General features: G+C 72.7%; 11 protein-coding genes. 5 read left to right on the forward strand and 6 right to left on the reverse strand.

The features are described from left to right. Positions 1-79: 79 nt before the first annotated feature. A complete protein-coding gene (locus ACFWBT_RS04945; RefSeq protein ID WP_385695968.1) occupies positions 80-814 on the reverse strand; it encodes a VOC family protein in 735 nt (244 codons plus the stop codon). Positions 815-1,035: 221 nt separating this feature from the next. Here ACFWBT_RS04945 and ACFWBT_RS04950 point away from each other — a divergent pair, with 221 nt between their 5' ends. Then, a complete protein-coding gene (locus tag ACFWBT_RS04950; RefSeq protein WP_385696000.1) occupies positions 1,036-1,671 on the forward strand; it encodes a TetR family transcriptional regulator in 636 nt (211 codons plus the stop codon). A gap of 189 nt (positions 1,672-1,860) precedes the next feature. On the opposite strand, the gene ACFWBT_RS04955 is transcribed toward ACFWBT_RS04950, so the two are convergent. Together ACFWBT_RS04955 and ACFWBT_RS04960 are read right to left on the reverse strand one after the other, a co-directional pair. Further along, a complete protein-coding gene (locus ACFWBT_RS04955; RefSeq protein ID WP_385696003.1) occupies positions 1,861-2,391 on the reverse strand; it encodes a nitroreductase family deazaflavin-dependent oxidoreductase in 531 nt (176 codons plus the stop codon). Positions 2,392-2,477: 86 nt separating this feature from the next. Next, on the reverse strand, positions 2,478-3,665 hold the full coding sequence (locus ACFWBT_RS04960; protein ID WP_385695971.1) for an acyl-CoA dehydrogenase family protein: 1,188 nt from the start codon (positions 3,663-3,665) through the stop codon (positions 2,478-2,480). A 163-nt stretch (positions 3,666-3,828) separates the two neighbouring features. Between ACFWBT_RS04960 and ACFWBT_RS04965 the strand changes: the two genes are divergently transcribed. Together ACFWBT_RS04965 and ACFWBT_RS04970 are read left to right on the forward strand one after the other, a co-directional pair. Then, positions 3,829-5,022: an acetyl-CoA acetyltransferase gene (locus ACFWBT_RS04965; RefSeq protein ID WP_385695974.1), complete on the forward strand. Its 1,194-nt coding sequence runs from the start codon at positions 3,829-3,831 to the stop codon at positions 5,020-5,022. Between the two features lie 93 nt (positions 5,023-5,115). After that, positions 5,116-5,772 (forward strand): pyridoxal 5'-phosphate synthase, encoded by a 657-nt coding sequence (locus tag ACFWBT_RS04970; protein ID WP_385695977.1) that lies wholly within the window; start codon positions 5,116-5,118, stop codon positions 5,770-5,772. Between the two features lie 334 nt (positions 5,773-6,106). Here ACFWBT_RS04970 and ACFWBT_RS04975 read toward each other — a convergent pair whose 3' ends face one another. From ACFWBT_RS04975 to ACFWBT_RS04985, 3 genes are all read right to left on the reverse strand, one after another. Next, positions 6,107-6,712, reverse strand: a complete 606-nt coding sequence (locus ACFWBT_RS04975) for a GNAT family N-acetyltransferase (protein WP_385695979.1) — start codon at positions 6,710-6,712, stop codon at positions 6,107-6,109. Between the two features lie 31 nt (positions 6,713-6,743). Beyond that, complete coding sequence (locus ACFWBT_RS04980) at positions 6,744-7,253, reverse strand: Zn-ribbon domain-containing OB-fold protein (protein ID WP_385695982.1); 510 nt, start codon at positions 7,251-7,253, stop codon at positions 6,744-6,746. 155 nt (positions 7,254-7,408) lie between these two features. Then, the gene (locus ACFWBT_RS04985; protein ID WP_385695985.1) at positions 7,409-7,861 is read right to left on the reverse strand and encodes a DoxX family protein; all 453 of its coding nucleotides are present in this window, start codon (positions 7,859-7,861) and stop codon (positions 7,409-7,411) included. 366 nt (positions 7,862-8,227) lie between these two features. Here ACFWBT_RS04985 and ACFWBT_RS04990 point away from each other — a divergent pair, with 366 nt between their 5' ends. Continuing rightward, positions 8,228-9,439 (forward strand): flavin-containing monooxygenase, encoded by a 1,212-nt coding sequence (locus tag ACFWBT_RS04990; protein ID WP_385695988.1) that lies wholly within the window; start codon positions 8,228-8,230, stop codon positions 9,437-9,439. Between the two features lie 454 nt (positions 9,440-9,893). Continuing rightward, positions 9,894-12,119 (forward strand): acetate--CoA ligase family protein, encoded by a 2,226-nt coding sequence (locus ACFWBT_RS04995; RefSeq protein ID WP_385695991.1) that lies wholly within the window; start codon positions 9,894-9,896, stop codon positions 12,117-12,119. Positions 12,120-12,163: the final 44 nt, after the last annotated feature.

The following is a 12,163-nucleotide window of genomic DNA, read 5'->3' on the forward strand; positions in this document are numbered from 1 at the left end:
TCCGTCCGCGGAGCTGAGACATGTTCAACTTTGCGGCACCGTCACGGCTGAAGCGGCGTCACGGCTGGTCGGTGGCCCTTCACCGTTCAAGTACCGCGAACGACGCACCCTGATTGTCCGTGACGACGGCCACCCGCCCGTACGACGTGTCGAAGGGTGTCACCTGAACGCGGCCGCCCAGCCGGTTCACCGTCCCGAGTGCCTCATCGCAGTCCTCGACCCCGAAGTGGACGACGAAGTGGGGTGGCATCTCGGCCGGAAAGACGCCCGAGACGGGAACACGGCCGAAGTCGGGGGTCGCGTCGGGCCCGAACAGCGCGTCACGGAAGAGGGTGCCGTAGAAGCGGTCGACGGTCGCGGTGTCGCGCGCGTACAGCTCGGCCCAGCAGAAGGCGCGCCGCACGTGGCGCCTGCCGAAACCGCGATGGGTGCCGGGCTGCCACAGGCCGAAGACGGCGCCCTCCGGGTCGGTGGCGAGGGCCTCCCTGCCCAGCTCGCCCGAGGCGCCGACCTCCGTGGGGGCGGTGATGATCCGGCCGCCCGCCTCGGTGATCCGCCGGGTGAGCGCCACGGCGTCCGGCGTCGCGAAGTACACCGTCCACACCGTCGGCATCCGGCCGTCCCGCTTGGCCGTGAGCCCGGCCACCGGCTCGCCGTCCAGCTCCGCCCAGCCCGACAGGTCGGACTCCTCGGGGAACGTCCAGCCGAACAGCTCGCCGTAGAAGCGCTTGCCCGCCTCCACATCGGGGAGCTGTGCGTCGACCCAACAGGGCACGCCCTCGGAGAACCCGGCGACAACGGCTGATTCGGCCATGCGGCCAAGCTAACGGCCCTTTCCGTATCCCGCAGAGCAGGCGCAGCCGCTCCGGTGACACTCCGCCGCTGCTCAAGGCCCCTGCGCGCGGCATCGGGCCCGGCGGTGAACCCCGCGCCGAACCCCCTTTGAACCCCCGCGATGTACGGCCGCACCCCATTTGCAGTCGGCCGAATCGCGCTCCGATCACCCCTCGGTAAGCTGACGGCATGACAGGACAAGTGCGTACCGTCGACGGCCGCGTGGCCGGACGACGTGGGCAGGCGACCCGGCAGAAGTTGCTCGACTGCCTCAGCGAGATGCTCAGCTCATCGCCCTACCGGGATGTCAAAGTCATTGACGTCGCCCGGAAGGCAGGCACTTCACCGGCGACCTTCTACCAGTACTTCCCGGACGTCGAAGGCGCCGTCCTGGAGATTGCCGAGCAAATGGCCGCCGAGGGCGCCGGGTTGACCCAGTTGCTCGAAGGGCGGTCCTGGGTCGGCAAGGCCGGCTGGCAGACCGCACAGGAACTCGTCGACGGTTTCCTGGACTTCTGGCGCAGGAACGACGCGATCCTCCGAGTCGTCGACCTCGGTGCAGCCGAGGGCGACAAGCGGTTCTACAAGATCCGCATGAAGATCCTGAACTCGGTGAACAACTCCCTTACGGACTCGGTCACCGAGCTCCAGGCCAAGGGAAAGGTCGACAAGGACGTGAACCCGGCCGCGATGGCCGGTTCCCTCGTCGCCATGCTCGCGGCGGTCGCCTCGCATCAGAAGGGCTTCCAGACGTGGGGCGTCAAGCAGGCCGAACTCAAGCCGAACCTTGCGCTGTTGGTGTACCTGGGCGTGACCGGGAAAAAGCCGACGAAGTAGATTCCCGCTCCTGATCGCCCCAGCTCCTGTCATGCGGGCGGCAGTTCATCCCGGAGGAACACTCCGGTGGGCTGCCGCCCGCTGCGCTGTACGGGCGGGGAGCCGGCCGACGGACGGGAACCGGCCGTCGCCGTGCGTGAAGGCCCCCGGCCGGGCGGCCGGTTCGGCCGGACCGGGCGGAGGGTTCGTTCAGCCGGACGGGACCTCGCCTTCCGCGGTGCCCGCGGGCACCGGTCGGCGCACGATCCTGAAGAGCCGTATCTCCCGGTCCACCCGGGCCTGATAGGTGGCGTACGGCGGCCAGAACGCCAGCACCGTCCTCCACGCGGCGGCCCGTTCCTCACCCGTGAGGAGCCGGGCGGTCACGGGGATGTCCTCGCCCTTCCAGTTGATGACGGCGTCAGGACGAGCGAGGAGGTTCGCGGTCCAGGCGGGGTGGTCCGTACGGCCGAAGTTGGAGCCGATGAGGAGCCAGCCGGCCCCCGCGGCGGCACCCGACGCGTCGCTCTCCGGCATACAGGCCAGCGGGGTGCGGCGCTCCAGACCGCTCTTGGCGCCGCGCGCGGTCAGGACGACCCCCGGCAGCATCTGGGCGCTGAGCAGCACCCTGCCGCGCGTCAGCCGGTGCACGGCACGGTCGAGAGCCGGAATGAGGTGGGGGGCCACCCTGGCGAAGGTCCGGGTCGAGGAGACCCGCTGCACCAGCCGTACACCGGGAATCCGCCTCGCCCCGGTCCCCGTGCCCGCCCTCCCCTCGGCACCGCTTCCCGAGCCGGTCCCTGGACGCGAACCCCTGGCCGCCGCCATCAGACCGTCACCTCCCCGCCGTCGAAGAGACGCGCGGCGTCGGCGGCGTGCGCGCGCAGCCGGTGCACGGGGCCGAAGAGCAGTTCGTCGCCGGACGCGCGCTTGAAGGAGAGATGGGCGTCGTGCTCCCAGGTGAAGCCGATGCCCCCGTGCAGTTGGATGCCCTCGGAGGCGGCGGTGCGCAGAGACTCCAGCGCCTGGGCGAGCGCGAGTCCGCCCACCCGCTCGCCGCCCGTCCCGGCGGCCCACGCCGCGTAGTACGCCGCCGAGCGGGCCGACCGCACGCCCACGTACACATCCGCGAGCCGGTGCTTGACCGCCTGGAAGGAGCCGATCGCCCGCCCGAACTGCTCACGCCGGCGCACGTATTCGACGGTGCGTTCCAGCGTGCGGTCGGCGGCGCCCACGGCCTCGACGGCGAGCATGGCGGCGGCGGTGTCCCCGACGGCGGCCAGCGCGGCGGGCACGTCGGCCTGCTCGTCGCCCAGCAACTCGGCTTCGACATCACGCAGTTCGAGCCGGGCCTGCGGCCGTGTCCCGTCCAAGGACGTCTGCCTCGCGCGCACGAGCCCCTCGGCACCGGCCCTCACCAGGAACAGCAGCGTCCGCGACCGCGCGAACCCGCCGGTGTGCGCGGCCACCACCAGCAGCCCGGCACTGTGCCCGTCGAGCACCTGCGCCGCCTGCCCGTAGAGCCGCCACACACCGTCCGCCCGGCGCGCCTGCACGCCCCCGGCGCGACCGCCGCCGGCCCAGTCGCCGCGGTTGTCGCCGACCAGCCCGAGGGCGGTGGCCAGGCCCGCGCCCGGTACCGCGAGGGCGGCGGTGAGCGCGCCCGAGGCCAGCCGCGGCAGCAGGGCGAGGCGCTGGTCCTCGGTACCGAGGGCCATGATCAGCGGGGCGGTGAGAACGGCGGTGGCCAGCAGCGGCGAGGGGGCGAGGGCACGGCCCGACTCCTCGCAGGCGAGGGCGAGTTCGGTCACCGAGCAGCCGACACCGCCGTACGCCTCGGGGAGGGCGAGTCCGGGCAAGCCGAGCTGCTGCGCGAGGGCTTCCCAGAGCGCCGGGTCATAGCCGGCGGGGGTCAGCTCGGCGGCCCTCAGCTCCTCCGGGCCGCACCGTTTGACCAGCAACTCCCGCAGCGTACGGCGTATTTCCTCCTGCTCCGCGGTGAGATGGGCATCCATGGGCGGGCTCCTCCCTCGTCGGGCAGCGGGACAGCTGGACGGCGGACCTTCCCCGATCTGACGGTCCGTCATGTTAGGGCGGAGGGTTCCAGATGCACAGGGGTGCGACCACCTCCCGGCGGGGCAGTTATCCGATGCAGTCATCTGATGTACCGTCAGATTCATGACGCATGCCACCCCGGGCCACAGCCGTCGCAAGGTCGCCGTCGTCGGCATATCCCTGTCCGACTGCGGCCGCGTGGAGGAGGCGACCCCGTACGCACTGCACGCCCAGGCCGCGCGCCGCGCGCTGGCCGACTCCGGCCTGGACCGCTCGGTGATCGACGGTTTCGCGTCGGCGGGCCTCGGCACCCTCGCTCCCGCCGAAGTGGCCGAATACCTGGGGCTGCGCCCCACCTGGGTCGACTCGACCTCCGTCGGAGGGTCCACCTGGGAGGTCATGGCGGCCCACGCGGCCGACGCGATCGCGGTGGGCCACGCCGAGGCCGTCCTGCTCGTCTACGGCTCCACGGCCCGCGCCGACATCAGGGCGGGCCACCGCACCGGCAACCTGTCGTTCGGCGCCCGGGGCCCGCTCCAGTTCGAGGTCCCCTACGGCCACACCCTCATCGCCAAGTACGCGATGGCCGCGCGCCGCCACATGCACACCTACGGCACCACGCTCGAACAGCTCGCCTCGGTCGCCGTCCAGGCCCGCGCCAACGCCGCCCGCAACCCGGAGGCGATGTTCCGCGACCCGGTGACCGTCGACGAGGTCCTGGCGGGGCCGATGATCGCGGACCCCTTCACCAAGCTGCACTGCTGCATCCGCTCCGACGGCGGCGCGGCGGTGCTGCTGGCGGCCGAGGAGTACGTACGGGACTGCCGTACGGCCCCGGTGTGGGTGCTCGGCACCGGCGAGCACGTCTCCCACACCACCATGTCCGAGTGGGCGGACTTCACCGTCTCCCCGGCGGCGGTGAGCGGCCGGCTCGCCTTCGAGCGGGCCGGGATCCGCCCGGACGAGATCGACTTCGCCGAGATCTACGACGCCTTCACCTACATGACCCTGGTGACCCTGGAGGACCTCGGGTTCTGTCCCAAGGGCGAGGGCGGATCCTTCGTGGACGCCGCGAAGGGGCGGCTGCTGGTGGGCGGGGAACTGCCCGTGAACACCGACGGGGGCGGACTGTCGGCCCAGCACCCCGGAATGCGCGGCCTGTTCCTGCTGGTGGAGGCCGTACGGCAGTTGCGCGGCGAGCTGCCGGAGGAACGCCAGGTGCGCCGACCCGACGGAACACCGCCCCAGCTGGCGGTGGCCTCCGGGACGGGAGGCTGGTTCTGCTCGTCGGGGACGGTGGTGCTGGGGCGCGGATGAGCGGTACGAGGAGGCCCGGCCCTCGCCCCGCGATCACCTGGTCGGCACGGGCGGCGCGGCGGCGCCGACCCGCCCCGAGTGATACTCGGTGGCATGGAACCGGATCTTCATGAGCTGCTGAGATCGCTGCGGGTGTGGGACACGGAGCTGCCCGGCTTCGCACCGGAGGAGGCACCGGCGGACCCGCTGGCCCTGTTCACCCGGTGGTTCGCGGAAGCGGTGGCGGCCGGGCAGACCGAGCCCCACACGATGTCGCTGGCGACGGCGGACGAGGACGGACTGCCGGACGTCCGGATCGTGATGCTGCACGGCGCGGACGCGGACGGATGGGCCTTCGCCAGCCATGCCACCAGCCGCAAGGGACGGCAGCTCGCCGCCCGTCCGTACGCGGCGCTCGACTTCTACTGGCCCGTCCAGGGACGCCAGATCCGGCTCCGCGGCCCCGTCACCGTCGCGCCGCCCGAGGAGAGCCAAGCGGACCTGCACGCCCGGTCCACGGGGGCGCTGGCCGCCGCGCTCGTGGGCCGCCAGAGCGAAGTCCTGCCCTCGCGCGCGGAGTTGGACCGGGCGTCGGACGCCGCCTGGGAACGGGCCGAGAGCTCCCCGGACTCCCCCGCCCCCACCTGGACCCTCTACCGCCTGCGCCCGGACGAGGTGGAGTTCTTCCAGGGGGACACCCGCCGACGCCACGCACGGCTCGTCTACCGCCGCGCGGACACCGGCTGGACCACGGAACTGCTCTGGCCGTGACGGTCGTACGTCCCGTCCGCGGCGTCGTCCGTGAAGCCCGCGATGGCGATCGGGGCCGACCCGCCCGCCATGGCGACGGGGGTGCCGTCGGGGTCCTCCCGACCGTGAGCCCGCCGTAGGAGATCCGGTCGCCGTCCCAGGCGCCGGCGTCGCGGCACCGGCTCGCACGCACCCCGTCGGGCGGGCTCCGGAGCGACCCGCCGCCGGGGCCAGCGGGCCCCGAGCCTCGGCAGGTCGGTACGGCCCTGAGCCTCACCACGCCGCCCGGGCTCCCGGCCCGTACCGTGCCTGCGCGCGCTCCCGAGCCTCAGCAGGTCGGGGCGGGCTCCGGCCCTCAGCCCGTCGGCGTGGGTTCCGGATCCGTGGCCAGCCGGCCGTGCACGTGAAGGTCGCGGAACGCGTCATGGCGCCCCGCCTCGAACATCGCGCCGCGCAGCGTCCCCTCGTACCGGAATCCGCAGCGCTCGGCGACACGGCAGGACAGCGCGTGGCCCACGGCGTGGCCGAGGTCGAGGCGGTGCAGGGCGAGGTCGGTGAAGGCGAAGCGGGCCGCGAGGGTGAGGGCGCGGGTGGCGACCTGGCGGCCGCGGCACTCCGGGAGGACCCAGTAACCGACGCGTGCGCAGCTCATGACGTGGTCGATCTCGTTGAGGCCGATGTGGCCCAGCGTCTCGCCGGTCTCCGCGTCGGTGACGCAGAAGGAGACCCCGGTGCCGTTCGTCGCGGCGACGACGCGCGACCGGAGCGACTCACGGGCGGTGTCGATGTCCCGGACGAACCTGAGCGGGGTGTTCCAGCGCTGGAACTCGGGATCGGCCAGCCCCCGCAGATACGCCGAGACGTCGGCGTCGGACTCCAGGTCCCAGGGACGCAGCCGCAGACCGAGACCTGTCAGCTCGGGGAAGGGATGGATGGCGAAGTGTTCATGGACGTCGGACATCCAGTCATTCAAACCCCTCCAGGCCCACGGGTCACTCCCGGAGCGGACCGGGGCTCCCGGAAGACCCCCGGAGCAGCCCCGCCTCCCGCACCGGAGAGGGTCGTTCTCCGTCGCGTGACGCCGGCCGGAACACGGGGACCGCTGCCCGGAACGCGACCTCCAGACTCATCCCGATCCGCAGTGCCGCCTCCTCGCACCCGACCACCTCGGTCATCATCCGGGGACCCTCCGTCAGGTCGACGACGGCGGCGACGTACGGCACACGCCCGCCGAACGGCGGCAGGTCGTTGCGGTGGACGACGGACCAGGTGTAGAGCGTGGCGCGGCCGCTCGCGGGCCGCCAGCTCACGTCCTCGCTCCAGCAGTGCGGGCAGAATTCCCTGGGGTAGTGGTGAGGTCGGTCGCAGGCCGCGCAGTGCCGGATCAGCAGCCGCCCCTCGGCCGCCGCGTCCCAGTACGGCCGGGTGAAGGCGTCCACCTCGGGCACGTCGAAGCCACCGCCGGAACCCCCCGCACCCCCGGAACCCGCCGCTCCGGACACCCCCCCGACCCCGGAACGCGCCGCTCCGGACACCCCCGCGGAACCCGCCGCACCCGGCACTCCCGCGGAACCTGCCGCACCGCCCGGACCCGGTGCTCCCCCGGAGCCCGGTTCACTCGCCGGGCCCACCGCATCCGCGCGCCCCGAGGCCCCGATCACCGGAAAAGCCCCAGCGCGTTGTCCAGCGACCACGTCTGCCAGGACATCCCGAACAACCCGACGGCCGAGACGAGCGCCATCATCGCGTTCTGCCCCTGCTCCGCCCAGTCGTGGATCATGAGCGTGAAGTAGAGGACGTTGAGGAGCAGCCCTCCGATCAGGGCGGCGGGCGTCAGCAGTCCGGCCACCAGCCCGAGGCCGAGGGCCAGTTCCGCGTACACGACGACGTACGCCATCGTCCGCGGGCGCGGGGCGACGACGGTGTCGAAACCGGACCGCACCGCGTTCCACCGGTGCTTGGCCGCGACCTCCGACGCCCACGCGATCCCGGTCCCCCGCTCGAACCAGCCCTTCTTGTCCTTGTGCCGCCAGCTCTCCAGCCACCACAGCCCGAGCCCGATACGGAGCACGGCCAGCCATTCCGCCCCGCCGAGCCAGATCGTGTCCATGGCCGAACCTCCCGCAGCGCGCCGGATCTGACGGAACGTCAGTTTCGATGCACCGGGGGCGCCGGCGCAAGAGGCCGGAACCCGCGGGCGAGGAGTACGCGCCCCCAGGACCGCCGGCACACCACCGACCTCACGCCCGCTCCCGCCCTCCCCGAGGGAACGCCCGGAGCCGATCCCGTGCTCCCGCGAAGGGCGTACACCCCGGCGCCCACCTGCGGCGACACCACGCATTTCACACGCCTCGACCACACCCAAGTGATCTACGCCACCCGTCGCACGCACGCCTCCCACAGCCGTGACCAGTTCGCAACCGATTCCGGTCTTGACCGAGACCTATCAACCCAAGTCGTGATTACGCTCGCGCTCATGGCCGACTCGACTGCTTCCACGACCTCCCGCACGGTGCCGTCCCAGGAGGACCGTCCCGTGTACGTGATCGGAGGCGGCCCCGGAGGGCTCGCGGCGGCGTACGCGCTGCGCGCCCGGGGCGTACGGGCTGTCGTGCTCGAGAAGTCGGACCAGGTCGGCGCGTCCTGGCGGCGCCACTACGACCGGCTGCACCTGCACACCACCCGGCGGCTCTCCGCGCTGCCGGGGCTGCCGATGCCCCGCTCGTTCGGGCGGTGGGTGGCGCGCGGCGACGTGGTGCGCTATCTGGAGAAGTACGCCGAGCACCACGAGCTGGAGATCGTCACGGGCGTCGAGGTCTCGCGCGTCGAGCCCGCCCCGGGCGGCGACGGCTGGCTGCTGCACGCCACCGGCGGCCGCGAGCTCACCGGCAGCGCGGTGGTCGTGGCGACCGGCTACAACCACACCCCGCGCATCCCCGACTGGCCCGGCCGCGACGGCTACACCGGCAAGCTGCTGCACGCCGGCGAGTACCGCAACCCCGCCCCCTACGAGGGCCGTGACGTCCTCGTCGTCGGCGTCGGCAACACGGGCGCCGAGATCGCCGTGGACCTGATCGAGGGCGGCGCCTCGCGCGTCAGGCTGTCCGTGCGCACCGCGCCGCACATCGTGCGCCGCTCGACGGCGGGCTGGGCCGCGCAGTTCACAGGCATTCTCGTACGACGGCTGCCGGTGCGCCTGGTGGACGGGCTGGCCGGGCCGATGGCGCGGCTGAGCGTGCCCGACCTGGCGGCGCAGGGTCTGCCCCGTCCCGCCACCGGCCTCTACTCCCGCGTCAAAGAGGGTTCCATCCCCGTCCAGGACGTCGGCCTCATCGACGCCGTCCGCAAGGGGAAGGTCGAGATCGTGGCCGCGGTGGAGAGCTTCGAGGACGGCAAGGCCGTGCTCGCCGACGGAACCCGGATCGGCCCGGACGTCGTGATCGCCGCGACGGGATACGCGCGCGCCCTGGAAGACGTCGTCGGACACCTCGACGTGCTCGACGGCCACGGACGCCCGGTCGTGCACGGCGGACGCACCCCGAAGAACGCACCCGGCCTGTACTTCACCGGCTTCACCAACCCCATCAGCGGCATGTTCCGCGAACTCGCCCTCGACGCCGTGAAGATCGCGAAGGCGGTCGCCCGACACACCTCCAAGACCCGGGCCAAGTCCCCCGCGACCTCCTGACGCACCCCGGCCGACGAACCCACCACCCACCACCTGGCGAACCCCCCCCGGCCGACGGGCGCGCCACCCACAAACCACCACTTGGCGAAGCCCCCCGGCCGACGAACCCACCACCCACCACCTGGCGAAACCCCGGCCGACGGGCGCGCCACCCGTCACCGCCTGCCGCACCCCGGCCCAGCGCATCCCGCCCGTCCCGCGTCGGACACCGGCGGACAGGTCGCTCCCGACCGCCCGCCCCGGGGGTGGCCGTCGGCCGTCGGCGGGTTCCCCCGCCGCGCGGGGCGGGTACGTACCGGGTGCCCGCCGCGCGCCTTCGCGCAGCCGACGTTCGACGCACCCGCGCCCCCCTTCGCAGCCTTTGCCTGCACAACGGTTCCTGACAGGGCGTCAGTTAGTTAATCTGACACTGCGTCAGTTAACAGTTGGCTGTCACACAGGAGCGGGCGGACCGATGCTTGGATCAACCCACGGCACCCTCACCACCGACTCCCGCCGGGCCCGGGTCATCGCCTGCGGCGAGCAACCTTCGCCGGTCGTGCACGGACGACCGGCCGAGATCGACGACCTGGACGTCAGCGGTCGCCCGCTGTACGCCGACGCACCCGACCTGGACCGCTTCTTCCGTCCCGAGTCCGTGGCCGTGATCGGCGCCTCGGACACCGAGGGACGGCCGAACACCGGGATCACCCGGCAGCTGATCGGCTGGGCCGAGCGGGTCGGCGCCCGGCTGCACCCGGTGCACCCCACCCGCCGGACCGTCTTCGGCCTGCCGTGCCTCCCTTCCGTCGCGGACCTGCCGGAGCAGGTGGATCTGGCCGTACTCCTCGTCGGCGACCCCCTTCCGGTGATCGAGGAACTGGCCGAGGCCAAGGTGAAGTTCGCCGTCGCCTTCGCCTCCGGGTTCGCGGAGACCGGGGCCGAGGGCGCCGCCGCGCAGACCCGGCTCGCCGCAGCCGTGCGCCGCTCCGGTCTGCGGCTGCTCGGACCCAACACCAACCTCAACGCCTTCGAGCACTTCCGCGACGACCTCGACGGCCCCGCGATCGCCCTCATCACCCAGTCCGGTCACCAGGGGCGGCCGGTGTTCGCGATGCAGCAGCTGGGCGTCCGCCTCTCGCACTGGGCGCCCACCGGCAACGAGGCCGATCTGGAGACCGCCGACTTCATCTCCTACTTCTCCGAGCGGCCCGAGGTCGGCGCCATCGCCTGCTACGTCGAGGGGCTCAAGGACGGCCGCTCCTTTCTGCTGGCCGCCGACCGCGCCGCCCGGCGCGGGGTGCCCGTCGTCGCGGTCAAGGTCGGCCGCACCGAGACCGGCGCCCGCACCGCCGCCTCACACACCGGCAAGCTGACCGGCGCCGACACCGTGGTGGACGCGGCGATGCGGCAGTTCGGCGTGATCCGGGTCGACGGACTCGACGAACTCCAGGACACCGCGGCCCTGTTGGCGCGGGCCCGCGCACCGCAGGCCGAAGGGGTCGTCGTCTATTCGATCTCGGGCGGCACGGGCGCTCACTTCGCGGACCTGGCGAGCGAGGCGGGGCTGAGTCTGCCGGTCCTCTCCGACGCCAAACAGGCCGAGCTGCACACGTGGATACCCGACTACCTGAACGTCGCCAACCCGGTCGACAACGGGGGCCACCCGGTCGGCGACTGGCGCGGGCGGAAGATCATCGACGCGATCCTCGCCGACCCCGCCGTCGGCGTGCTGATCTGCCCGATCACCGGGCCCTTCCCGCCGATGAGCGACAAGCTGGCGCAGGACCTGGTGCACGCGGCGGAACAGACGGACAAGCTGGTGTGCGTGGTGTGGGGATCGCCGGTCGGCACCGAGGCGGCCTACCGCGAGACCCTGCTCGGGTCGTCCCGGGTCGCCACCTTCCGTACGTTCGCCAACTGCATCACCGCCGTCCGCGCCCACCTCGACCACGCGCGGTTCACCGCCGCCTACCGCTCCCCCTTCGACGAGGCCCCGCGCACCCCGTCGCCCTCCTTCCGCAAGGCCCAGGCCCTGATGCGCCCGGGCCAGCAGCTGAGCGAGCACGCGGCCAAGCAGCTGCTGCGCGCGTACGGGATCCGCGTACCGCGCGAGCAGTTGGTGACCAGCGCGGCCGCGGCGGTACGGGCGGCGAGCCAGGTCGGCTACCCGGTGGTCATGAAGGCCTCCGGCGCGCAGATCGCCCACAAGACCGAACTCGGCCTGGTCAAGATCGGGTTGACCTCCGCCAGCCAGGTCCGCGACGCCTACCGCGAGCTCACCGACATCGCCCGCTACGAAGGCATCTCCCTCGACGGCGTCCTCGTGTGCCAGATGGTCGAACGGGGCGTCGAGATGGTCGTCGGCGTCACACAGGACCCGCTCTTCGGGCCGACCGTGACCGTCGGGCTCGGCGGGGTCCTCGTCGAGGTGCTGCGCGACGCCGCCGTACGCGTGCCGCCGTTCGGTGAGGACCAGGCGCGGGCCATGCTGTCCGAGCTGCGGGGGCGGGCGCTCCTCGACGGGGTGCGCGGAGGTCCGCCGGTGGACGTGGACGCGCTGATCGAGGTCGTCATCCGGGTGCAGCGCATGGCGCTCGAACTCGGCGACGACATCGCGGAGCTGGACATCAATCCGCTGATGGTGCTGCCGCGCGGGCAGGGAGCCGTGGCCCTGGACGCGCTGGTGCTGTGCCGCTGAGCGGGCGCCGGCCAGGCCCCGCGCGTCGGCACGGCCCCGCGCAC

Origin of the sequence: Streptomyces sp. NPDC060027, assembly GCF_042737005.1 — a bacterium.
In the GTDB taxonomy this organism is placed as follows: Bacteria; Actinomycetota; Actinomycetes; order Streptomycetales; family Streptomycetaceae; genus Streptomyces.

Excerpts from the sequence above, each read along its gene's own strand:
- ACFWBT_RS04985 (WP_385695985.1), bottom strand. The coding sequence starts at position 7,861 with ATGGACACGATCTGGCTCGGCGGGGCGGAATGGCTGGCCGTGCTCCGT.
- ACFWBT_RS04945 (WP_385695968.1), bottom strand. The coding sequence starts at position 814 with ATGGCCGAATCAGCCGTTGTCGCCGGGTTCTCCGAGGGCGTGCCCTGT.
- ACFWBT_RS04990 (WP_385695988.1), top strand. The coding sequence starts at position 8,228 with ATGGCCGACTCGACTGCTTCCACGACCTCCCGCACGGTGCCGTCCCAG.
- ACFWBT_RS04995 (WP_385695991.1), top strand. The coding sequence starts at position 9,894 with ATGCTTGGATCAACCCACGGCACCCTCACCACCGACTCCCGCCGGGCC.
- ACFWBT_RS04960 (WP_385695971.1), bottom strand. The coding sequence starts at position 3,665 with ATGGATGCCCATCTCACCGCGGAGCAGGAGGAAATACGCCGTACGCTG.
- ACFWBT_RS04975 (WP_385695979.1), bottom strand. The coding sequence starts at position 6,712 with ATGTCCGACGTCCATGAACACTTCGCCATCCATCCCTTCCCCGAGCTG.
- ACFWBT_RS04970 (WP_385695977.1), top strand. The coding sequence starts at position 5,116 with ATGGAACCGGATCTTCATGAGCTGCTGAGATCGCTGCGGGTGTGGGAC.
- ACFWBT_RS04965 (WP_385695974.1), top strand. The coding sequence starts at position 3,829 with ATGACGCATGCCACCCCGGGCCACAGCCGTCGCAAGGTCGCCGTCGTC.